20 protein-coding genes are annotated in these 24248 nt (G+C 43.7%); 14 read left to right on the plus strand and 6 right to left on the minus strand.

The window, feature by feature from the left end:
- Positions 1 to 90 precede the first annotated feature (90 nt).
- Positions 91 to 1782, minus strand: a complete 1692-nt coding sequence (locus ACMXI2_RS30000; RefSeq protein ID WP_483779535.1) for a hypothetical protein — start codon at positions 1780 to 1782, stop codon at positions 91 to 93.
- 121 nt (positions 1783 to 1903) lie between these two features.
- On the opposite strand from ACMXI2_RS30000, the gene ACMXI2_RS30005 reads away from it, so the two are divergent.
- Entirely contained in the window at positions 1904 to 2866 is a 963-nt protein-coding gene (locus ACMXI2_RS30005) for a helix-turn-helix domain-containing protein (protein ID WP_079469827.1), read from the plus strand.
- Positions 2867 to 3009: 143 nt separating this feature from the next.
- Positions 3010 to 3861 (plus strand): hypothetical protein, encoded by an 852-nt coding sequence (locus ACMXI2_RS30010; RefSeq protein WP_483779536.1) that lies wholly within the window; start codon positions 3010 to 3012, stop codon positions 3859 to 3861.
- Between the two features lie 724 nt (positions 3862 to 4585).
- On the opposite strand, the gene ACMXI2_RS30015 is transcribed toward ACMXI2_RS30010, so the two are convergent.
- Positions 4586 to 5050 carry a PepSY-like domain-containing protein gene (locus ACMXI2_RS30015; RefSeq protein WP_079469825.1) on the minus strand — a complete coding sequence of 155 codons (465 nt, stop codon included), beginning with the start codon at positions 5048 to 5050 and terminating at the stop codon, positions 4586 to 4588.
- 257 nt (positions 5051 to 5307) lie between these two features.
- Here ACMXI2_RS30015 and ileS point away from each other — a divergent pair, with 257 nt between their 5' ends.
- Entirely contained in the window at positions 5308 to 8634 is a 3327-nt protein-coding gene (gene ileS, locus ACMXI2_RS30020; protein WP_483779537.1) for an isoleucine--tRNA ligase, read from the plus strand.
- Between the two features lie 6 nt (positions 8635 to 8640).
- Entirely contained in the window at positions 8641 to 9684 is a 1044-nt protein-coding gene (locus ACMXI2_RS30025) for a TraR/DksA family transcriptional regulator (RefSeq protein WP_483779538.1), read from the plus strand.
- Between the two features lie 84 nt (positions 9685 to 9768).
- Here the strand turns inward: ACMXI2_RS30025 and ACMXI2_RS30030 are convergent, their stop codons facing one another.
- Both ACMXI2_RS30030 and ACMXI2_RS30035 read right to left on the minus strand, forming a co-directional pair.
- Positions 9769 to 11283 carry a glycosyltransferase gene (locus ACMXI2_RS30030; RefSeq protein ID WP_483779539.1) on the minus strand — a complete coding sequence of 505 codons (1515 nt, stop codon included), beginning with the start codon at positions 11281 to 11283 and terminating at the stop codon, positions 9769 to 9771.
- Positions 11284 to 11500: 217 nt separating this feature from the next.
- Positions 11501 to 13333 carry an ABC transporter ATP-binding protein gene (locus ACMXI2_RS30035; protein WP_483779540.1) on the minus strand — a complete coding sequence of 611 codons (1833 nt, stop codon included), beginning with the start codon at positions 13331 to 13333 and terminating at the stop codon, positions 11501 to 11503.
- Between the two features lie 197 nt (positions 13334 to 13530).
- Between ACMXI2_RS30035 and rbfA the strand changes: the two genes are divergently transcribed.
- Positions 13531 to 13911: a 30S ribosome-binding factor RbfA gene (rbfA, locus tag ACMXI2_RS30040; protein ID WP_370909242.1), complete on the plus strand. Its 381-nt coding sequence runs from the start codon at positions 13531 to 13533 to the stop codon at positions 13909 to 13911.
- Positions 13912 to 13954: 43 nt separating this feature from the next.
- Positions 13955 to 15178 (plus strand): FtsX-like permease family protein, encoded by a 1224-nt coding sequence (locus tag ACMXI2_RS30045; RefSeq protein WP_483779541.1) that lies wholly within the window; start codon positions 13955 to 13957, stop codon positions 15176 to 15178.
- 81 nt (positions 15179 to 15259) lie between these two features.
- Here the strand turns inward: ACMXI2_RS30045 and ACMXI2_RS30050 are convergent, their stop codons facing one another.
- Entirely contained in the window at positions 15260 to 16096 is an 837-nt protein-coding gene (locus ACMXI2_RS30050; RefSeq protein ID WP_483779542.1) for a transketolase, read from the minus strand.
- 162 nt (positions 16097 to 16258) lie between these two features.
- Here ACMXI2_RS30050 and ACMXI2_RS30055 point away from each other — a divergent pair, with 162 nt between their 5' ends.
- Together ACMXI2_RS30055 and frr are read left to right on the plus strand one after the other, a co-directional pair.
- A complete protein-coding gene (locus ACMXI2_RS30055; RefSeq protein ID WP_420987298.1) occupies positions 16259 to 17401 on the plus strand; it encodes a glycosyltransferase family 4 protein in 1143 nt (380 codons plus the stop codon).
- Positions 17402 to 17508: 107 nt separating this feature from the next.
- Positions 17509 to 18072, plus strand: a complete 564-nt coding sequence (gene frr / locus ACMXI2_RS30060; protein WP_483779543.1) for a ribosome recycling factor — start codon at positions 17509 to 17511, stop codon at positions 18070 to 18072.
- Positions 18073 to 18156: 84 nt separating this feature from the next.
- On the opposite strand, the gene ACMXI2_RS30065 is transcribed toward frr, so the two are convergent.
- A complete protein-coding gene (locus ACMXI2_RS30065) occupies positions 18157 to 19044 on the minus strand; it encodes a DMT family transporter (protein WP_483779544.1) in 888 nt (295 codons plus the stop codon).
- A gap of 119 nt (positions 19045 to 19163) precedes the next feature.
- Between ACMXI2_RS30065 and ACMXI2_RS30070 the strand changes: the two genes are divergently transcribed.
- The 6 genes from ACMXI2_RS30070 (at position 19164) to ACMXI2_RS30095 (ending at position 24244) form a co-directional block, all read left to right on the plus strand.
- Complete coding sequence (locus ACMXI2_RS30070; protein WP_483779545.1) at positions 19164 to 19910, plus strand: PPK2 family polyphosphate kinase; 747 nt, start codon at positions 19164 to 19166, stop codon at positions 19908 to 19910.
- 76 nt (positions 19911 to 19986) lie between these two features.
- A complete protein-coding gene (gene mscL / locus ACMXI2_RS30075) occupies positions 19987 to 20415 on the plus strand; it encodes a large conductance mechanosensitive channel protein MscL (protein WP_483779546.1) in 429 nt (142 codons plus the stop codon).
- 89 nt (positions 20416 to 20504) lie between these two features.
- Positions 20505 to 21449, plus strand: coding sequence for a DUF3078 domain-containing protein (locus tag ACMXI2_RS30080; protein WP_079469814.1), 945 nt, complete (start codon positions 20505 to 20507; stop codon positions 21447 to 21449).
- A 122-nt stretch (positions 21450 to 21571) separates the two neighbouring features.
- Positions 21572 to 22366, plus strand: coding sequence for a segregation and condensation protein A (locus ACMXI2_RS30085; protein ID WP_079469813.1), 795 nt, complete (start codon positions 21572 to 21574; stop codon positions 22364 to 22366).
- A complete protein-coding gene (locus tag ACMXI2_RS30090; RefSeq protein WP_111577029.1) occupies positions 22359 to 23267 on the plus strand; it encodes a helix-turn-helix domain-containing protein in 909 nt (302 codons plus the stop codon). Before ACMXI2_RS30085 ends, ACMXI2_RS30090 begins: the two co-directional genes overlap by 8 nt.
- A gap of 104 nt (positions 23268 to 23371) precedes the next feature.
- Positions 23372 to 24244 carry a pirin family protein gene (locus tag ACMXI2_RS30095; protein WP_483779547.1) on the plus strand — a complete coding sequence of 291 codons (873 nt, stop codon included), beginning with the start codon at positions 23372 to 23374 and terminating at the stop codon, positions 24242 to 24244.
- The last annotated feature ends 4 nt before the right edge of the window (positions 24245 to 24248 follow it).

Genomic DNA, 24248 nt, shown 5'->3' on the forward strand with positions numbered 1-24248 from the left:
GAAATAAAATCGGTAGACAATCATGCAAAAATACGAAAAATAAGCCTTATTTCCACAAAAGAAGGGCTGTTTTTATGTGGTGAGGATCCATCATTTTTTCCACTGGAGATTTCCTGCACCAGCAATGTCTTTTACGCCTGTAAACAAAGTTTTCCACACCAGGTTAAAAAAGGACTTTTGGATGTCCCGGGTGTAAGTAACATCCGCAGTGCGGACTTTTTCATTTTTTGATGGGTTTTCTGAATTGATTACCAGTGCGTTAGCTACGAGACTAACGAGCCCTTTGCGTTTAAATCCATCGTGATCCTTATTTTGTTTTAAAACGGCGATTTTAAGATTTTGGTACAGCATTTTTACATGCCCCTTCGCCCTTCGTTCATCTCCATTAATATTAAAGGTAAGATCCTGGATATCGCACGACCTGATCTCGATTTTCCCCATTGGCTGGGTGACAACGTTCAGGTCTTTGCCGTTCATATTATTCAACCGGCCGGAAACAACAAACCTGCCGCCTTTGTCGTCCAGCAAAAAATCAAACCGGGCGGTTAGTTTACCGCTTTTCATGAATATTGCATCAAAATCGGCTGTGAGGCGCCTGTTTTTGGCTATCATGCTGTCAATATTGGTGATGTTACGGAACAAACCGTGTACATGGCTGAAATTGATATACCCGGTTTGTTCCGTAACCGGGCTCAATTCTGTATACCGGATATCAATGTTATTGCCGGTAAGCGTATCAATATTCACGGGAACTTTCAGCTTAGCCAGCAGCTGCTGGGGATATTGCCCGAGTTTATTACCGGGAGGCACAGGCATCATGCGGTTCCTGTAGATATCCAGTTTGCCGCTCTGGATATTTACCCGCTCGGCCCAGATCTGCTGCTCCTGCAATAAAAGGCGGGGATTAAGGTTACGGAGGCTGATATCGTTAAGCACCACTTCAAACCGGTCCTGCTGCACGCCGGTCTTTTTCTGGAAGGCAGCTTTATCATAACGGGGTTGCAGTTCAAACTGGCTGATGTGCACAGTGCGCCGGGCCGCATCATACCGGATTCCGCGAACATACATCCAGTAAAGACTATCACGTGTTCTGTTCATATAGTCCTTCATCCCTATTTCGTAATTGCGGGCGTATAAAAAACGGGTGGGATCATCCAGGGCTACCGAGTCTATCAGGAAATCATTGATTTGTACACTCAGATTGTGGAATTGATGGATCACCCGCGACGAGTCTTTCCTGGTAAAAATATATTTAAAGTTGGTGCTGTCCAGTACCAGCTTACCTATAAAAATGGATTTCATTTTGGAAGAGATGTTTTGGTAGGCTGTTTTCGGGGTGCTGGTATCTTTTACGGTGGTGTTTTGATCCATAATGATACTGGGGCTGGTTACCGTGAGGATACCGGCGCTGAGGTCTTTCCCGAAAAAATAGCGCCAGGGCTTAAAGTATTTAAGTTCCAGCCGGTCCACACTGATGGTGTAAATATCGGCCGGCGCCCGCTGTTGCGACAACAAGCGTTGATATACAACGGAATCGGCCGTCATACTGGCTTTGTCGATAGTTACACTGCCGGAAAGCACGTCCAGGTGCAGTTCTTCGAACTTAACTGTATAAAGACTGTCCGACAGTTCGGTTACATAGCCCTGAAGCTCCCGTTTCAGCAGTTTATTCCAGTGCTGATTAAGATACCAGCCGGTACCCAGCACCAACAAGGTAAGTAGGCCGGCTACAATAAGTATAATCTTTACCAGTCTGCGGATATTAGCGCCATTTTTTGCCATCAGGGAAGCATAAACGAAATTTATACCAATAAGTGGGCTGTTTCACCGATGGGGAAAGTAGGAGTGGGTTTGTAACTGTATTGTCAAAACGTATTTGTTTAAAAAACGAATCCCTAAATTTGTGACTTCTATAACAGCACGGCGTTTAAAAACAGATAAAGTGAAAGAAATACAGGAAATATTGTCTTTGGCCATTCCGCAACCCGCGATGAGCGACCAGTTACAGCTGGCGGAGCAGGATAGTGTGTCAGTACCTGACTGTCTTGATTTTACGTTACAACGTTTTACCTACGATAAACCGTTACCTGTTGAAGATGTGGCGATGGTCATTTACCAGCCGGCCAAAAGGGGGCAATCTGCCGCCATTGAGCTGCGGTATTGTGTTGCCGGCAGTAAATATTGTAAAAATCCTTCCTGTACCGATCAGCTTTGCTCGGAAGGAAAGAAGGAAGCCTGCAATGACAGGGTGCCATCGGTAGACCTGATCACGGTTCGCTTCCAGCCCGCATTTATCCAATCACTGCAAAAGGGCACCACTACCTTTTCTTTATTTGAAAACCAGTCCCGCAAACCTTTTGTGAAAACCATCCAGCCCTGTACGAAGTCCAAATCTGTACTGGAAACAATGGTACATCACGATTACGAGGGCATCCTGAAAAATATATTCCTGCAAAGCCGTGCGCTGGACCTGTTATTATACAGTTCCGACCAGTTTATGCAGAATGATACCGACGAGCGCTATGGTTGCCGCTTCCTTACCCACCTGGAAGACCGCGAAAAAATAGAAAACGCCCGGGGTATTCTGCTGGAGCAACTGGACTCCCCTATTACCATCAGGGATCTGGCCCGCCGCGTAGCCATGAACGAGTGTTACCTGAAGAAAGGCTTCAAAGCCATGTATGGTACCACCATATATGATTATTTCCAGAAAGAGAGAATGGAAAAAGCCAAAGGGCTTTTGTATGAAAAAGGGATGTCTGTTTCTGAAGTAGCCATGCTGATGGGATATTCCTGCATTTCCCACTTCTCCACTGCCTTTAAAAAGCACACCGGGCTGAAGCCCTGCGAACTGCTGTTGCGTTAAACACCAGCTATTTCAATATTTTCTGCGTCACTTCTATGCTTTCCCTGTAAGGGAAATATCTCAGCGTTAAAAATAGTGTAACTATATTTATATGATTTTTAAGTCATCTGTTTAGGGCTAAGGCAAATGATAAAACAGTACATATGTTGAATGACATCTATATATATGAAAACAGGGATCTCATCTATTTAAAGTTATATGAAAGAAAAGCGCGGTGTTTGAGCCTGAACCTTACGGTAATTGGTCCTGATAAATTGAAAGGCAACGCCAGGTATGAGCAGTTCCTGTCTCTTTATGAACATTATAGTGTCAATTCATTTGAGTTTGAAGTAAGCTGTTTTGCCCGTTATTTCGTTATTGCGGAAGCACATAAAAATGAGGATACTTTTATTCTTTCTGATTCAGACATTTACCTTGTAAACAACCTGCAGCATATCCGGGAAGATACATCGTTGCAAGGTGTATTTATTGGTAGTGAAGGGTTTTACGGAGAAGGCAGTGAACACCAGATCTCTCCGCATTTTTCGTTCTGGAATAAAGCGCTGATCAATAGTTTCACGGATTACCTGCTGGAAGTTTATGAAAGAAATAAGGAGGATCATTTCCTGGAGAAGCATTATGTAGTGCAGCAGGAAAAGATAGGAAGAACGGCTATTTCAGATATGACGCTGCTCTATATGTGGGTAAAAGAGAAGGGAATTCCCTACTTGAATTCCAATGCCATCGGCAGTTCGCTGGGTATTGACCATAACATTTCGTCCGTTTACAGTGAAAATGGTGTTTACCAATCCTTTTGCAACAGGAAGACGATTAAATTAAAGGGGGAAGCAGTGTATTGTAAGGCCACCGGCGGAAGGGCGCAGGCGATGTCTGTATTGCATTTCCAGGGTGAGTACAAGTGGGTTTTGAAGTACTTCTACCAGGGGCGGTTAGCCAGGTTTTACTGGTTTACCATTTTTCGGGCACTGAAAAGAAGTTTGAAATCGGGCAAATGAGCCGGTATTTTCCCTTTTCGATCATTTGTTTTCCCGATTTGAAAAACGGAAGATAAAATATAGGCGTTTCTTTGTAACACGATAGGCAGATATCCATTTGCGTTTCCTATAAGCTTCCTTATCAGATTTGACCTTGGGAGAAGCTTGGCTGGCAAAAGTAAGTAAAGCCATAAATTATACTTGCATGAATATCAAACACCATTGAAGTGCAATATGCCAGAAAAGTTTCTACCAGATTTTATAAAGTCGTTCGCTTCTGCGGGCGACTTTTTTTGTTTGGGCGGGGCAATCTCCTGAAACGTTTGCTGCATGCGCTAAAGCAAGCCCATCAAATTATAACCCGGATTATATCCGTAGATAAAATGATGATAAGCCATAGATAACCCGTGTCTCTATAGATATGGCTTATATATGACTTATATACGGCTTATCTATGGCTTATCTATGGGTTATCCTGAAATAGGACTGGTAAGGGTGTGTGACCGGCAGTACTAATGATACGGCATTGGCTATACATCCTTTGGGTTAAATGCAGTTTTAGTTTTACAGGATTATAATTTACGGGTTGTGGAATTTGCAGGTTCTACCGTTGGGAAAAATTCACATGTTGGGAAATGAGAGGGATGGGAAAAAAGATGTGAGGAGTCATAACAAATAAAAAACCCCGCCCAAAAGAGCAGGGTCTGTCCTATTTATCCCTATACCTATGAAATACTTGTTTGTGTTATTCAGTGATGGTACCAGCTTCATTCAGCAACACTGCCTTGTCCGTACCATTATCCTGAATATTGATTTTGTAGTATGAAGCTACATCTGATCTCTCAATTTTCCAGCCATCTTTTATGGTTGCTGCCGGATATTTTGTTTTCAGTGTACCAGCCACTGATTCCGGAAGATTTTGAGCATCATAAGCGCTTCTCGTGGCAACCCATTTGCCATCCGCATCATACTCTGCAATTGTGTTTATGTTGTCTTTTTGGAAACTTGCTGTCCAATGTCCTGCACTTGTCTTTGTCCACTTAGCAGCTGCTGTTCCCGCAAAATTCTGATCAAAAGAACTTTTAACTGCCTCAGGTGCTTGCACCGCTTTGGCAACTATCTTTGTTTTTTTAACTGATTTTTTTTGCTGTGCAAAAGTTATGCCGGAAGTGAATAGAACCGCGCAAAATATTAACGTCAACTTTTTCATATTTGATATGGTTTTTTCCGTTGGGTTAAAATTAACTACTAGGTTTTTCTAATTTCTTCCTGGCAAGTTAGCTAAAACAATGCCAAAAACGCAGTTTAGGTACTCTTTATTGCAAATTACAAAAAAAACAATAAAAAATATTCAAAAAGCATAGTTTTTAGCAAAGATGGCTATTTAGGAGCCAGCGTATTTTCTTAACTTCGCACAATTTTAATCAATTATTGTCTAAATAACATCAAAGGGCGGGGAATTGTTTTATGTCCAGCAAATATCAGGAATATAGCCAGTTGAATTTACCTCAGATAGAGAAAGATATACTGCAACACTGGGAGCAGCACCAGACTTTTGAAAAAAGTGTGGAAGTGCGCGAAGGCGCCACTCCCTTTGTTTTTTATGAAGGACCTCCAAGCGCCAATGGTTTACCGGGTATTCACCATGTTATTTCACGTACATTAAAAGACCTGGTATGTCGTTATAAAACAATGCGTGGTTACCAGGTAAAGCGTAAAGGTGGGTGGGATACCCACGGTTTGCCGGTGGAACTGGGTGTTGAAAAAACTTTAGGGATTACCAAGAAAGACATTGGTACCAAGATTTCCGTTGCCGATTATAATGATACCTGTAGAAGGGAAGTATTAAAGTATAAAGACAAGTGGGATGACCTGACCCGTAAGATGGGTTACTGGGTGGATCTGAAAGATCCTTACATCACATTTGAAAATAAGTATATAGAAACTTTATGGTGGGCGATGCAAACGCTCTATAAGAAGGGTCTATTATATAAAAGCGTAAGTATTCAACCTTATTCTCCCGCTGCCGGTACAGGCCTAAGTTCTGCAGAATTAAATCAGCCGGGTACTTATAAGAATGTCAAGGACACTACTATAGTGGCCATGTTTAAAGCATTACAATCAGATAAATCTCAATTCCTGTTTGATGCAGCCAGCGCTGATGAGGTGTTTTTCTTGGCTTGGACTACTACCCCGTGGACTTTGCCATCTAATTTGGGCTTAACCGTTGGTGCTAACATAGAGTATGTATTAGTAAGTACCTTCAATCAATACACACATATCCCCGTGAATGTGGTAATGGCAAAGGTATTACTTGGCAAATATTTTAAAGCGGAAGGGGAAAACAGTGATTTTAGCGCTTATCAGGAAGGGGATAAAATAATTCCGTGGAAGATTCTGACGAGTTTCAAGGGCAGTCAGCTTGAAAATATCCGGTACGAGCAATTATTACCATTTGCCCAGCCAGAAGAGGGCGATCCATTTCGCGTAATTCTCGGGGATTTCGTTACAACAGAAGATGGAACAGGGATAGTGCACACAGCCCCTGCTTTTGGTGCAGACGATAATCGGGTTGGCAAGAAAAATGGTATTGGTATATTGACATTAGTGGATAGAGAAGGTAAGTTTACTGATAACGTTGGTGAGTTTTCGGGCCGGTTTGTAAAGAACTATAAGGATGATCCTGATTATAAAGATGTTGATGTAGACATTGCTGTTAAATTGAAGAAGGAGAACAGGGCATTTAAAGTAGAAAAGTACGAGCATACCTATCCTCATTGCTGGCGTACGGATAAGCCGGTTTTATACTATCCCCTGGATGCCTGGTTCATAAAAACCACGGCAATGAAAGACAGGATGGTGGAATTGAATAAAACTATTAATTGGAAACCTGCTTCCACCGGGACAGGCCGCTTTGGCAACTGGTTGGAAAATATGGTGGACTGGAACCTCAGCCGTAGCCGTTATTGGGGTACACCGTTACCTATTTGGCGTACAGATGATGGCAGTGAAGAAAAATGTATCGGTAGTATTGACGAGCTGAATACAGAAATAAGAAGGGCTAATGAGGTATTGGGCGGAGATGTGAACAAATCACATCTACATGAGGGTATTCTTGATTTACATAAGCCTTATGTAGATGATATAATCCTGGTAAGTGAAAAAGGCGAACCAATGCATCGTGAACCTGATCTGGTGGATGTATGGTTTGACAGTGGTGCGATGCCATACGCTCAATGGCACTATCCTTTTGAGAACAAGGAGTTGATAGACAATGGAGAGTCATTCCCTGCAGATTTTATTGCAGAAGGGGTGGACCAAACTCGTGGCTGGTTCTATACTTTACATGTGTTAGGTGTTTTGCTTTTTGATAAGGTTGCATATAAAACAGTGGTATCCAACGGTTTGGTGTTGGATAGCAATGGTAATAAAATGAGTAAACGCCTCGGCAACGTGGTGAATCCGTTTGAAACCATTGAAAAATTCGGGGCAGATGCCACCCGCTGGTACCTGATCACAAACGCTTCGCCCTGGGATAGTTTAAAGTTTGATGTAAAAGGTATAGGTGAAGCGCAACGTAAATTGTTTGGCACCCTGTACAATACATATAACTTCTTTGCTATGTATGCAAATCTTGATAAGTTTACTTTCAGGGAAGCATATATTCCTTTAGAAGAGCGTCCGGAAATTGACCGTTGGATTATTTCCGTATTGAATACCCTTGTAAAAGATGTGACCAGCAGCTTTGACGATTACGAGCCTACGCAGGCCGGCAGAGCGATAGAGCGTTTTGTGGATGAGCAGCTGAGTAACTGGTACGTGCGTTTGTGCCGCCGACGGTTCTGGAAAGGGGAATATGAGCATGATAAGATCAGCGCCTACCAGACATTATACGAATGTTTGGAAAAAATTGCACAATTGATGGCCCCGGTTTCTCCATTTTTCACCGATTGGTTATTTAACAACCTGAACAGTGTAAGTGGCCGCAGCAAGGCAGCTTCCATCCACCACACTGATTTTCCTGTGATAAATGAGGGTACGGTAGATATTGATCTGGAAGAAAGGATGCAGCTGGCGCAGGATATCTCCTCGCTGGTATTATCCTTGCGTAAAAAGGTGAACATTAAGGTTCGTCAGCCTTTGCAGAAGATTTTAATTCCGGTGGCAAATGGCAGAATGAAAGCGCAAATAGAAATGGTAGCTGACCTGATAAAAAGTGAGGTCAATGTCAAAGGGATTGATTATCTTACGGAAACGGAGGGTTTTATCAAGAAAAAGATTAAGCCTAACTTCAAGTCCCTCGGTGGTAAAATGGGAGCAAAGATGAAATCTGTAGCAGCCGCGATCAGCGCGTTTACAGAGGCAGAAATTACCACCATTGAGCGCGACGGCCATTTCAACCTGGTTGTAGAGGGAGAGCAGTTGCAAATCCAACTCTCAGACGTTGAAATCATTTCCGAAGATATTCCGGGATGGACAGTAGCTAATAAAGGCGCCTTAACGGTAGCGCTCGACATTACTATTACTCCCCAGTTACAGGATGAAGGAAATGCCAGGGAACTGGTAAACCGGATACAGAAAATCCGGAAGGATAATGATTTTGCATTGACTGACAGAATTGACGTAACGATTGAAAGTGTGGATATGCTCAAGTCGGCCATTGTGAACTATAATGATTATATTTGCACGGAAATTTTGGCAGATAGCCTGGAATTAGTGGAGCGATTACAAGATGGTACAGAAATAGAGGTAAACGACCTTAAATTTAATGTATTAGTTAACAAAAAAAGCTAATCCCCCATGGCAACAAAAAAGAAGGTTGCTAGTAAAACGACCCAGAAGGCAGCTCCGGCAAAGAAGACTGTAGCAAAGGCATCACCAGCGAAGAAAGCTGCTAAACCTGCTCCGGTAAAGAAAGCGGCGCCTGCTCCAAAAAAAGCAGCTGCAAAAGCAGCCCCTAAAAAGGCGGCTCCTAAAGCAGCGGCAAAACCAGCAGCCGGAAAAGCCGTGGTAGCTAAAAGCACTGCCAAAAAAGCCGCTCCGGCGCCTAAAAAAGCAGTGAAAAAGGCTTCTGCCTTACCAAACAGTAAAACATCGTCCGTCAAGAAAGTTGCTGTACCTGCGAAATCGACGGTTAAAAAAGAGCCTGCTGTAAAGCAGCAAGTGGTAACGAAAAGTGTTTCCGCTGGAAAAGAGAAACCATTTATTTCTAAGTCAGAAGAAAAAGAACTTAAAACGATGGCAGTAAAGAAAGCAGATACTAAGGTAGAAGTTGCTAAGGAAAAAGAATCCACAAAAAAAGCAGCGGAAAAGCCTGTTGTTAAGGCTGAAAAGTCAGTAAAGGCGGAAAGATCCGAGAAAACCGAAAAAACTGAAAAATCTGAGAAAAAAGGTGGAAAAGCTACCCTGGTAACTTATCAGCCTGAATTCACCAAGTCAGTGCTGGATCAACCAGCGCAACCTACTGGTCCTGTATACAGATACAGTGATTCAGACCTGCAGGAGTTTAGAGAATTGATCCAAAAGAAGCTGGAATCAGCTAAAAAGGAGCTCATCTATCTGCAAGGCCTGATCACCCGTAAAGACGAGGCAGGTACTGACGATACAGAGAACAAATACATGAGTATGGAAGATGGCAGCGGCTCCCAGGAAAGAGAGCAACTGAACCAGATGGCCAGCCGTCAGATCCAGTTCATCGATCACCTGGAAAAAGCAATGATGCGTATTGAAAACAAAACCTATGGTATTTGCCGCGTAACCGGTAAACTCATAGATAAAGCACGCCTCAGAGCAGTTCCTCACGCCACCTTGAGCATTGAAGCCAAACTGGCTAAAAGTAAATAGTCTTAATACTATTAAGACAGAAAAGGCGCAGCGGTTATCCGCTGCGCCTTTTCCTTTTGTAGCTTTATAGCTGAATGAATATTATCAACAGGCGGCCATCTCTTTTTTATTACGCATCTGCCGTACGGCCAGGTAAATTAATCCCGCTCCGGCCAAACCTATCAGGCTGCCCACTCCAATATTACGCGCCTGCTTTTTACTGATAGCCGGCAGCTTGATTCCAAACTTCGCAGGACTGGCCTGCGCAATATCCAGCAAAGGCGCCAATGATAAACCACTGATGATTTTATCGGCAACCTTTTCTACAACATTACCAGGATACTGTGGACAAAAAGCAACGCCGATGCCGGCCTCGGCTAATAATTTACTGTCCCGTTTTCCATCTCCCACATAAATGATATTCTGTGTATTAATATGATACTGCTGCGCGATATAAGGATACATATTGCTACGGGAATATTCGGCTCCTTTCATGAAATAATCTGCAACGGTAAACTTGCCGGTAGCCACGCTGTTCACCAGATGCAGCTTATTGGCAAATACGAAATCCATTCCCAGCTGATTCTTAATATGACGGGCTACGGTACCAAATCCATCGGTAATAAGACCAACGGCATAGCCTCTTTTTTTCAGCTCACGCACTATTTCGCGAATGCCGGGTACCAATGGAATAGCATCGGCTACTTCCAGCAATTCTGCTATATTGCGTCCTTCAAAAAGGGTGGCTTTTAAGTGCAGCGTAGTTGCCGCACTATGTCCGGCAGATTCAATTTCCTGTAGCCCTTCCTCCTGCCCAAAGGCCACTGCAGCCCATTGCATGTAATCTTGTGTAAACACGGCATGATCGAGGTTGAAGATGACCATCTTCTGTAATTTATCAATAGATTCCAGGATAGAGTATTCCATTTGTTCCCGGATCAGGTTAATATTTCCCAGTGTTTCAAGGTTTTCCAGTGGTATATTTTCCGCTTTGCGGAGAATGGTGCGGGATACTTCTCTCGACATTTTGCTCAGCTGCTCCCAGGTTTGCATGGCATTTTCCACCTTCCCGATATTTGCTTCTGTGATGCGCGCGCCGAGGTGATGCATGTCTATCAGCAGACCGATATCCACGCCATAATCATTTTCAAAATGTACACGGGAAAGGAAAGATTTACGCGCTGCAATCATCCCGCTGAGTGGTTGCTGGAAATGAGCAAGCTCGGGGTATAATATACTCAGCAGTGGCTTGGCCACCAATTGGGTGACCCTGCCTGCCTGCCTTTCAAAGTAGGATTTGACGAAGTCGGCTTCGTCTTTTTCGATAGGACCAGTTAATAGGTCTATAATATTGTCGGGGTAAGTCAGGATGTCGCCATCTACGTAGGCAATAATATCATGTTTGGCAGCCATCATGCCTTCACGCATAGATATTCCCTTTCCACGCTGGCTGCTGGTAATCACTCTCACATGTTCTTTCATCGCTTCTTCCACTGTGTTGTCTGTAGAATTATCATCTACCACAATGATCTCAATTTTCCGGGATGTTTTCTTTACGGTTTTAATAACCTGGCGTATGGTAGCACCTTCGTTTAATACAGGAATTACGATAGATATCATAGGAGTTCGCTATGTTAAAGGTTAAAAAATAAGTGCTGCAAAGAGCTGGTGTTGGCATTGTCAGGCCGCTTCAATAACAAAAACCGTACCTATTACGGGTTTTTGGGAAGAAGAAAATGTTACGGAAAGCCACATGGGGATTGATTAAGCAGAGAACGTTCCACTTTTTGAGCGGAACATTCTCTGCTTACGTATATACTTTAACGTTAGGATTCCTTTATTTAAATTCCTGCATTTCCACCAGTTTATGATAGATACCCTGCAGCTTCAGCAATGCGTCGTGGGTGCCGCGTTCTTTGATTTCTCCGTGGTCCATTACAATGATTTCACTGGCATGTTGTATGGTACTCAGCCGGTGGGCTATCACAATGGTGGTGCGGTTTTGCATGAGTTTGTCCAGTGCTGCCTGTACCAGTTTTTCGGACTCGGTATCCAATGCAGAAGTGGCTTCATCCAATATGAGAATAGGCGGATTTTTGAAGATCGCGCGTGCGATGGTAAGGCGTTGACGCTGGCCCCCGCTAAGTTTCAGCCCGCGGTCGCCAATAATGGTGTCATAACCGTTGTCAAGCTGTTCAATAAATTCATGTGCGTTGGCAATTTTTGCGGCGGTTATAATGGCCTCCCTGTCGGCCTTTGGCTGACCAAAGGCAATATTGTTCAGTACTGTATCATTGAAGAGAATGGCTTCCTGCGATACAACGCCGATCATGCTGCGGAGGTCGTGTACTTTCAGGTCGCGTATATCGGTACCGTCTATACGAATGGCGCCCTCATTTACATCATAGAAGCGTGGTAAAATATCGGCCATCGTGGATTTGCCTGCACCACTGCGGCCAACCAGCGCTATCATCTGCCCCTTATTAATAGTAAGCCGGATGTGCTTCAGCACATATTGCTGTTCGTATTTAAAGGAAACATCATCGTATTCCACGCTGGTATTAAACCCGCTCACAGCACGGGCATCAGGCTTTTCGTGGATGGTAACCGGCGCGTCCAGAATTTTGAAGATCCTTTCACTGGCAACCATTCCTTTTTGTATAGTAGTAATAGAAGTAGATACGTTTTTTGCAGGTTGCATGATCTGCGAATAGAAAACCAGGTAAGTCATGAAAGTGGCGCCGGTAAGCAGTTCGCTGCCGGATAATACGAGGCTTCCTCCATAAATCACCAGAATGACGATAACGATTACTCCAAGTATTTCAGAAATGGGAGAAGCGAGTTCGCGCTGGTTGTACATCGACTTACTCACTTTTACAAACCGGGTGTTTACCTCACCGAATTTATTTTTCATGAAACGCTCTGCAGTAAAGGATTGTATGATCCTGATACCGCTGAGTGTTTCTTCCGTTACTGAAAGGATTTTTCCCAGCAGGTCCTGGCTGAATTTACCTTTTAGTTTTAATTTTTTGGATACATAAGATATCAGCAGACCGGAGATAGGAAAGAATACGATTGTGAACAGGGTGAGTTTTACGGAGAGATAGAACAGTGCTGCGAAGTAGCCGATTATGATGAACGGATCGCGCAACAGTGTTTGTATGGCGTTGATCACACTGTTTTCAATTTCCTGTACATCATTGGTCATGGAAGAAAGCAGATCTCCTTTTTGCTGATCGCTGTAAAATGATAATGATTGTTGCGTGAATTTTTCATAGAGGCGTATACGTAGCCTGGACAGAACGGTCATTTTAAGCCGTACCATTACCCTGGCGCTCATGTAGCGGCCAAAGTTGGCGATCACGATACACACACCGATCACCGCACAAACGAAGTAAAGGGCGCTTTGTTTAGAGCCGCTGGCCCTGATAAAATTGTAGAAATAGTAGTTGAACAGGTCTATGAAATAGTTAATAGAGAAGGTGAAATGTGGTTCCGGCAGTGCCTGGGGAATTTCGCCCACCTGGTTAAAAATAACGGTCAGTAGTGGAATCAGCATCGCAAAATTGACCATACCGAATATGATACCTGTAAAAGTATATATCACATATTCGGGCAGATAATGGTGCAAAGGTGTGGCAAATCTTAGTAATCGCTTGAATGTCTTCATTCCTGGTAGTCTGTTTAACTTGCTGGCAAAAATAGGATAATTAAGGTATGAGGGGGTGTAAATGCGGCTATTCTTTGCCGGAAATGGTTAATTTCGCAACTGACGGGCTGTTGGCAGCCGGTTATGGTTTGGCGGGGCGGGGTAATTATGTTATTATCGTACGCAGACTGTTTTACTAACGATTAAAACTGAATGAGATGCAGGAAACTAAAAGGCAGAAACAAATAGGACAACTTGTGCAGCAGGAGCTGAGTGGTATTTTTCAGCGGTTGGGATTTAATGTGGTAGAGGGGGGAATGATATCTGTTGCTGCCGTGAAGATGACCCCAGACCTGCTGGAAGCGAAGGTATACCTGAGTATGTTCCAGATCAAAGCTCCTTCTGAGATGCTGGAGCGGATCAAGGAAAGAATGGGTGAAATCAAGAAGTTACTGGGAATAGGATTAGGTAAACAATTGCGTAGAATCCCTGAATTGAGCTTCTTCTTGGATGATACCCTTGATTATGTGTTTAAGATGGAAGAATTGTTTAAGAAGATCAAGGAAGATGACGCCAATATCAAGGATGGCAAGAAATAGGGGTTACGGATTCTTTATTCTTCATTCGTAATTCTACAAATACATGGTTTGGCAATTTGCTTCCCGTTACTTCCGGGCAAAAAAATCTACCAATGCTATCAATATCATTGCCTGGGTAAGTGTGGCGGCAATTGCAGTTGGGACTGGCGCCCTGATTGTGATACTGAGTGTGTTCAACGGCTTTGAGGGCCTGGTAAAATCCCTTTACTCCTCTTTTTATCCCGCGGTGAAGATTGCGCCGGTTACCGGTAAAACAATTATCCTTACGCCTGCGCAGCTGCAGCAAATAGCAGCGGTGCCGGGTGTGGCCCATTTCTCCCGGGTAATTGAAGAGAAGGCAGTACTGCGCTACGGTGACGAGCCTACGATTGCGGTGTTGAAGGGAGTTGACAGCAGTTACAATTATGTTACGGATGTGAAAAGCAACATTATCCGGGGGCGTTTTGACACCGGCGACAGTGTAGCCTACCGGGCGGTGCTGGGGCTGGAGCTGGAAGGCGCGCTGGGCGTGGATGTAGTGCATAGTATTGCACCTGTTACCGTATATCTTCCCCGCAGGAATGTGAATGCTTTTGTAACCCCTGAGGATGCGCTGAACAATGGCGTTTTGTATCCTGCCGGAACTTTTGCTATTCAGCAGGAGTTTAACAGCAAGTATGTTATTACAAACATTGAATTTTTACGGGGCCTGTTGCAGATGGGCGCCGATGAGATGTCGTCGCTGGAAATAGGGACACGGGCAGGGATAAACGATAAAGAACTGAAAGCACAACTTGAAAAGTTGTTGGGGGGCCATTACAAAGTGCAAACCCGGTATGAGCAGAATCAATCGCTGTATGCCATTATGCAAACGGAGAAGTGGGCGGTATACGTGATACTTAGTTTTATTATGATCATTGCCGCTTTTAATATGATCGGCTCTTTGTATATGCTGGTGATAGAAAAGCAAAAAGATATAACGATTCTGAAGGCTATGGGTGCACGTAAATCATTGATTATGCGCATCTTCCTGGCGGAAGGATTGATTATTGCGGGTATAGGAACCGCGCTGGGATTTGGTTTGGGTATCACCTTTTGTGTGTTGCAACAACATTTTGGTATTATTAAGCTGGAGGGAACCTCTTTCCTGGTGGATTCATACCCGGTGAGTATGCATGCGGCAGATTTCGGGTTGGTGTTTGTTACGATTATAGTGATAGGTGTGGCTGCCAGCTGGTATCCGGCGAGAAGAGCGGCGGTGGAAGCGATTACACTGAAGGCTACCTGATACGGACCTGATTAAAAATATTAAAAAAGGAGGAGCATGAATTCATGCTCCTCCTTTTTTAATATTTTTTAGTAACTACAATTAATAGTCGCCTAATGTTTCAGGTAACTGTGCCAGTGCTTTGGCGAGTTGCTCATCGCTGGGGGCAATACCATGCCATTCGTGGTGGCCTTCCATGAAGTCAACACCCTGACCCATAACAGTTTTCATGATAATAGCAATGGGTTTACCCTGACCGGTAAGGCTTTTGGCTTTTTCCAGTGTGGCAACAACATCGTCCATATCATTACCATTCATATGCAGTACGAGCCATCCGAATACTTCGAATTTAGCGCCTACGTCACCGAGGCCGGCAACATCATCAGTAGTTCCATCAATTTGCTGACCATTCAGATCAACAGTGATGATAAGATTGTCTACTTTATGATGAGGAGCAAACATTACTGATTCCCAGATTTGTCCTTCTTCCAGCTCACCGTCTCCGTGCAGAGAGAATACCAGGTTTTTATCGTTATTGAGTTTTTTAGCAAGCGCTGCGCCTATTGCCACGCTCATGCCCTGGCCCAGGGAGCCGGAAGCGATGCGTATACCCGGTAAGTGTTCGTGGGTAGTGGGGTGGCCCTGCAGGCGGGAGTTCAGCTTACGGAAAGTGCCCAGTTCCTGTACGGGGAAGTAGCCGGAACGGGCAAGTGCGCTATAGAACACCGGTGAAATATGTCCGTTGGACAGGAAGAACAGGTCCTGGTTCTTACCATCCATATCAAAAGGTGCCGGTTTGTGATCCATTACCTTGAAATACAATGCAGTCAGAAAGTCGGCGCAACCTAATGAACCGCCGGGGTGACCGCTTTGAACGCCATGTACCATCCGTACAATATCTCTCCTTACCTGAGTAGCAATATCTTTGAGCTGTGGCATGATAGTTGTTAATTTTTGTGCCGCAAAACTAATAGAATTTCGTAGAATTTGTGGCTGTTGAATGTTTTTTTGCGATCTCAAAGTATTAAAAAAGTTGATTTTTTTAACGTTTCTTTTCACATTTCGTTGAAATTAATATCTTTGCACAATTAAGCCCCACTAATGGAGAATGTATTAATTGCTACCGTCCTAAGTTTTGTTGTTACCTATTTTTCTATTCCAATACTGATCAGAGTGGCGGAATTAAAGCATTTATACGACGAACCGGACGAACGAAAGACGCATAAACAGCGTATACCAACGCTCGGAGGAATCGGTTTTTTCTCCGGATTTATAATTGCCACTGCTATCTGCGTACCCGCGTTAGCCAATTCGCCATTTCAATACATGATGGCGGCGTTCTTCATCATTTTCATGGTAGGTATGAAAGACGATATCGTAGGGTTGTCTCCGTTAAAGAAATTAATCGGGCAGCTGGCGGCATCTTTCGCTATTATCTACCTGGGCAATCTGCAGATTACAAGTATGTATGGCTTCATGGGCATTTATGCCATGCCTCCCAATATCAGCCTGATGCTGACTTATTTCACTTTTATTGTGGTAATCAATGCTTTCAACCTGATAGATGGGGTAGATGGCCATGCCGGCAGTATCGGATTGCTGGTGAGTGCCGTACTGGGGGCTTATTTCCTGCATGTAGGTGAAATCACTTATGCCGTGATTGGTTTTGCACTGGCAGGTGGGCTGGCCAGCTTTCTTATATATAATATTTCCCCCGCCCGCATTTTTATGGGTGATACGGGATCCTTACTGATAGGGCTGGTAAATGCAGTGCTGGTACTGAAATTTATTGATGTGGCAGGCAACCCGGCCGGTAAGATGCCAATCGGAGCTACACCAGCTGTGGCTTTTGCTATCCTGATCGTACCTTTATTTGATACTTTACGTGTATTCGCTGTTCGTATGCTGCAGGGAAGATCTCCCTTCTCTGCCGACAGAAACCATATCCACCACTACCTGCTGGACCTGAAGCTCAATCACAGGCAAACCACGCTGGTTTCCGTGGCCATTAATGCTACCTACATACTTGGTGCATTTGTGCTGCAGGGAATGGGCGCTACCTGGTTATTAATGGTTGTAATAGGTTCTGCTACCTTTTTTACCGGAATATTATACCTGGCACGCCGGAAGAAACTGGCAGTGAAAGCCATACCGGAACCGGTAGTACAGCCAGCAGCAGCAACAGCAAAAGAAGCCACCAAAATATTGCGTGTTACAACAGAGGGTGTATTACAAGATAAATAATCCTTTTGTTGTGGTTATTTGTAAGCAATTCTACTTCCATTATCAGGGCGTTGCTTTGACGATTAAAAGAAAACCTGTAGGTTTGCACGCACTTAACTATTTATGTTATGCAAGATGATCTAACGCTTATCATTGATGAGGCAGCGGACTCGATGAAGAAAGCTATCGGGCACCTGGAAACAGAACTTACAAAAATCAGAGCCGGGAAAGCCAATCCGCAAATACTGGATGGTATCTTTGTTGACTATTATGGCGCACCAACTGCACTAAACCAGGTAGCTAACGTAAGCATTGCAGATGCCCGCACCCTGACCATTCAGCCCTGGGAAAAAAACATGCTGCAGCCTATTGAAAGAGCCATTATTGCATCTAATATTGGTCTCAATCCACAAAACGACGGGGTTATCATCCGTTTATTCCTCCCGCCATTAACCGAAGAACGCAGGAAAGAATTTGTGAAAAAGGTGAATAACGAAGGCGAACAGGCAAAAGTAGCCATCAGGAATATCCGCAGGGATGCTATTGAAGCAGTTAAAAAATTGCAGAAAGACGGTTTAAGTGAAGATACAGCCAAGGACGCAGAAGCCGATATCCAGCAATTAACTGATAAGCACATTACGCTGATCGATAAACACTGCGAAGTAAAAGAGAAAGAAATTATGGCTATTTAGGAGTTTTATAGCCTGAAAATATAACAGCGGAGATATTAACGGATACTGATCCGGTTAATATCTCCGCTGCTTTTTTGCAATGGCTTATTTTACCGGAGCCACCCTGTTAGCCCTGTTTACGAGGTACACACCGAGCAGAATAACGCCCATGCTCCCCACCTGGACCCAGGTAATTGTTTCATGTGCCACTAATCCCCACCCTACTGCTACTAACGGTAACGCATATGCTACCATTGAGGCCAGCATGGACCCTGCCCTTTTGATGAGCAGGAAAAAGAGTACGGCTGCCACCCCGGTTCCCATCACCCCCAGTACCAGGCCCGCTGAAAGCGATCGCCAGGGCGCATCCGGTTGTGAAAACTGTGGAAAGAAATTACTGTACCACAGGATAGGGAAAGTGAACAGGGCACAAAAGAACATGGCAAGAGATCCCAGTTGCAGCGAACTGAAACCCTGCAGCTTATGATGTACCATACTAATATTAACTCCATAGCTTACGGTGGCCAGAATTACCAGCAGCGCATAATACCAGTGGCCATTTGTATTGATACCTTTGGCAGTAAACAATAACACTACCCCTGCCAGCCCTACGAAAATGCCGGTGAGCTGCGCTTTTTTAAATGGACTTTTAAAGATAATAATCCCGGATAGTAAGGCCATCAGTGGTGTTAGTGCATTAAGTATCCCTGCAAGGGAACTGTCGATTTCCGTTTCTGCCAAACAAAACAGGAAAGCCGGGATACCGTTACCCAGGATGCCGGATAATATGATAATGGGAAGTTTATTTACGGGTGTTTGCCTGAATGCCTTTGGTAAAAAGGGGGAAAGCGCTATGCCGGCAGCTACCAGCCTTAAGCTGGCTACCTGGTATGATGTAAATGATTCCAGACCTATTTTCATCAATATAAAGGAACTGCCCCATGTGAGTGATAACAGGATAAACACTCCCCAATGGGCGAAACGCTGATGCATAACTTTTATTTTTTCGAGTACAAAGGTGCAGGTATCCTTCATATTCAGCAAAATATAAATCGTGTTAATGCAACACTTCTGTCCCGATTTTGTTAAATTTATTTATAAGAATGCGCTACATGGGTAAAATCAAGCTGTCAGCTATCAGTACATCGGCTCCAAAAAAGCTGGAAAAAGAAACAATAAAGGCGGTAACCCGGGAAATTCTGGAAGAACTGGATGAACTTCAAAACCTCCTGTATGCACAGCATAAGCATTGTGTATTGCTGGTGGTGCAGGGAATGGACGCCAGTGGGAAAGACGGCGTAATAAAGAATGTTACAGGCACCTTAAATCCGCAGGGTTGTGTTGTACATTCTTTCAAAGCACCTACCACAGAGGAATCAGAACATGATTTTTTATGGAGGGTACATCAGCATGCGCCGGGTAAAGGCATGATCCAGGTATTTAACCGTTCACATTATGAGGATATTCTCATACAACGTGTACATAAGTGGATTGACGATAAAATGGCTTTTAAGCGGATGGAAGCTATTAATGATTTTGAAAAATTGCTGACGGTTCATAATAATACACACATCATTAAATGTTATCTGCATGTATCACAGGACGCACAGCAGCAGCGCCTGATGGAACGAACCGAAGACCCCCGGAAAATGTGGAAGTATAACGAAAATGACCTGGCAGAAGCAAAGCTATGGAATAAATATATGGATGCTTACGAAGACGCCATCAACCGTTGTAATTATGTGCCCTGGCTGATTGTACCGGCCGACCAGAACTGGTATAAAGAATATCTGATTGCGCTAACGTTGAGGGATACACTGAAATCATTAAAGATGAAATACCCCCGGTTGAAGAAATAATAACCTAATAATTAATGTCTTCGGGTATTATACTTTAATTTTGTTCACTTATTTTAACTAATAAAAACCTTGCATTATGTCGTTCATCAAAGAGTTTAAGGAGTTTGCCATGAAAGGCAATGTAATGGATCTTGCTGTGGGTGTGATTATAGGTGGTGCGTTTGGAAAGATTGTTACATCTCTTGTAGATAATATCCTGATGCCCCTCGTTGGGGTATTTACCGGAGGAAGGAATTTTAATGACGTCTTTTTTGTATTGGACAAAAGTAAGGGAGAGGTGGCCACGCTGGCAGATGCGAAAGCCAAGGGCGTAGCGGTATTTGCTTACGGCGCTTTTATACAGAGCGTGATTGATTTTCTTATTATCGCCTTCTGTATTTTCCTGCTGGTAAAATTTATGAATAAGCTTACCAAGAGAAAAGAAGAAGCCCCTGCCCCGGCTGAACTGTCTACCCAGGAAAAACTGCTTATGGAAATTCGTGATGAACTAAAAAAATCCAGATAAAATTTTTTAGAAAGACCCTTACCATCCCATTTTTCTTTGCCGGAAGAAGTGGGATGGTTTATTACGTATACTCATTTAAACACAAATTGATGAAAAAAATTACTTTATCCATTGCCTGCTGTATGCTATTGTTTACGGCCGTGCACGCGCAAAATGACTGGATGAAGAAGTCGAGAGAAGAAGCTTCTGATAAAATCAAGAAAGACGCTAATGACACCATTCCCAAATTATGGAAGAAAGGGATGAATATCAACGTCAATATCAACCAGGGATCATTAAGTAACTGGGCTGCGGGCGGCGATAATTTTGCTTTCTCCCTTGGGTCTAATCTTTTTGCCTGGGCATTTTATAAAAACGGAAGACATTCCTGGGACAACGTGGCCGACCTGGCATATGGTTATATTAACACCACCAGTTTGGGTGGACGCAAGAATGATGACCGTATTGACCTGACCACCAAGTATGGCTATGATATCGGCAAAAACTGGTATTTAAGCGGGTTGGTGAATTTACGTACGCAATTCACCAATGGTTATTTGTATCCTTCGGATACTACGCCACAGCTGTCATCAAAATTCTTTTCTCCTGCTTATGTGCTGGTATCGCCTGGTTTTGACTATAAACCGGACAAATCATTTTCTTTGTTCCTGTCGCCGATTACTTCCCGTTTTGTGTTTGTAATGGATGATGTACTCTCCAAACAGGGTGCTTATGGGGTAGATACGGGCTCGCATTTTAAATATGAAATAGGCGCCTACCTGTCTGCCAATTATATAAAGACTTTTGCAAAAAACATGACTTACAAAGGCCGGCTGGATTTATTTTCTGATTACAGGCATAACCCGGGAAATATAGATGTGTTTTTTACCAACGCGTTGGAACTGAAGGTAAATAAGTGGATTTCCGCCTTGCTGACTGTAGATATGATATATGATGATGATGTAAAAGTATTTGAGAATAAAGAAACTGGCGTGATGGGCCCCCGTCTGCAAATAAAACAGGTGATAGGAGTTGGCTTTGCTGCCAAGTTCTGATTCGCCGGAATTTTGTTATTTTTGATATCGCACAGCGGCACAGAGACAAACAGCCGGTTATATTAACCGGGCATTTTAATGACTCCGTGCAATTGTGCGATATCTTTTTAAAAAAATCTTTAATGAGCGAACAAGCACCTGTCTATAAGATCAAATTACCGCAATTTGAAGGTCCTTTCGACCTGTTGCTGTTCTTCATTGAACGTGATGAGCTGGATATCTACAATATCCCTATTAATACTCTCACGCAGGATTTCCTGGATTATATCCATCATATTGAAACGTTGAATATTGAGCTGGCCAGTGAATTCATTCTCTTTGTATCTACCCTTATGCGTATCAAAGCAAAAATGCTGTTGCCACGTAAGGAGCTGGATGAGCAGGGAAATGAAATTGATCCCCGCATGGAGCTGATAGACAAGATCCTGGAATATAAGCGCTATAAGCTGGCGGCGGCGGAACTGGCAGAAATGGAAGCAGACCGTATGCTGTCTGTAAAGCGTGGAAATATTGCAAAGGAACTGGCAGAGATCGGGGAAGTGACCAGTGAAGGTACCGAAGTACAAACCCTCACCCTTTTCAAGCTGACAAAGACCTTTGAAAAGGTAATACAGCGCATGAAAGAGCGCGATAATAAGCCCCAGCACGTAGTATACAAGTACGACTATACGATGGAGGGCTCCAGGATGTATATGGAAGAGCTGGCGCGGGCGGAACGTACTTTATCTTTTGAAAAAATATTCGATCACTGTAAAGACCGTGTACATGCCATTTTCCTGTTCCTTAGTATGCTGGAACTGGTGCAAATGAAGCATATGGGGATTATGGTGGGAGAAGGCAGGAATAACTTTATTATTGAATATATTGATCCTTCCGAGAGGGAGGAAGAAACTGCAGGAACCTTAATAGATGGCTGAGAAACGTGAAAATATCGGGATTGTTTCCTTACCGGAATACTCGCATGCAGATCCGGGATTTGTGGTGTCTGGCCTTTGTGAATTAGGCAACAGTTTTTTTGATCAGATCGGCGTGCCGCACCGGCACGATTTCTACACCATTTACTGGATTAAGAAAGGTAAGCTGTTGCATACCATTGATGCAGTGACGCATGAAGTAAAGAAGAACACGTTGTTTTTTGTAGCGCCCGGCCAGGTGCATAATCTGCAGGCAACCGATAAAATAGATGGATACATGATTGCGTTTCGTGATGCATTCATGTGTTTAAAAGATCAGACGCAGGTATCCGGTATTAATTCCGGGTTGTTTTTCAATAGCCAGTTCAGCAGTGTTATTCATATTGATGATGAACAGGAGAAAGATATTGACGCTATTGTGCGCCTGATGATGAAAGAATTAACCCTGCGCGAACCTGAATACGAAATGGCGCTGCACGGACTGCTGCGTTATTTCCTGGTACTGGCTTCCCGCATAAAGGGAGAGAATGTAGCCATCACCCCTGAACAGCATGCTGCTCACAATAGTTCCATCTTCCTGAAATTTAAAAACCTGATAGAGGAAAAATACCAGGAATTAAAGACCGTATCTGATTACGCGGGGCTTTTACATATCAAGCCTGTGCTGCTGAATGAAATCAGCAAGCAATTATCCGGTATTACTGCCGGTGAACATATCCGTAACCGGGTGATCCTGGAAGCGCAACGGTATTTATATAATACAGACCTTACCGCCAAAGAAATTGCCTACAAGCTGGGTTTTGATGACCCGCACTATTTCAGCCGCTTTTTTAAGAAGTATACCAACCAGAGTCCTTCTGAATTTAAAGAGGCTTCCCGCACTTCCGTAGGCCCTTCTGTCTGAATTTTCCGGAATTTTCAAAAAAAGTCCATCACTAGGAGTGTTTTATCCATTCTTAATGGATGTTGTAACATGTACTTTTGTGTTGTCTTAAGGAGGCAAATAATATGAAAACACAAAAACATGTAAGCCAGATCGTAATTGCAGCCGCACCACACATGGTAGGTGATGGATTCAGGGTGCAGAGCACCTTACCGGGTGGTACCCGTTCCGAAGGTAACAGGATCAGTCCTTTTATCATGATGGACTATGCAGCTCCCAACTACATCCCACCAAGTGTAAGACCCAAAGGTGTTGGCGAACATCCGCACAAAGGCTTTGAAACCGTTACCATCGTATACCAGGGCGAACTGGAACACCGGGATTCTACCGGTAGTCATGGTTTGTTGTTTCCGGGTGATGTGCAATGGATGACTGCAGCCGGCGGCATCTTACATGAAGAAAAATACAGTGACGCGTTCAGCAAACAAGGGGGGAAAGCAGAGTTTGCCCAGTTATGGGTAAATCTTCCTAAAGCATTTAAAAATAATCCTCCCTCCTATCAGAACCTTACCAAAGCAGCAATACCTGTGATAAAAGTAAGTGAAGAAGGATATGTGAGAGTAATTGCAGGTGAATATGATGGCGTGAAAGGCGCTGCCAGTACCTTTTCCCCGGTGAATGTTTATGATATCCATCTGAAAAAAGATGATAAGATCACTTTAAGCATACCGGAAAATTTTAACACCGCAGCAGTCGTATTTCAGGGAGAAGCAGATGTGAATGGTCAGCCGCTTAAAGGAGTGGAAACTGCACTCTTTGAAAAAGAGGGTACGGAAGTGATCATCACCGCGCTGAAAGACACCGCCATGCTGGTGTTGAGCGGCGAACCGATCGATGAGCCCATTTTTGCTTACGGTCCGTTTGTGATGAATACTGAAGATGAAATCAGAACGGCGATAGATGACTACAACGCCGGTAAAATGGGAGTTTTAAACTAATTAA

It is taken from the genome of Chitinophaga sp. G7 BAM 1005, assembly GCF_057126945.1.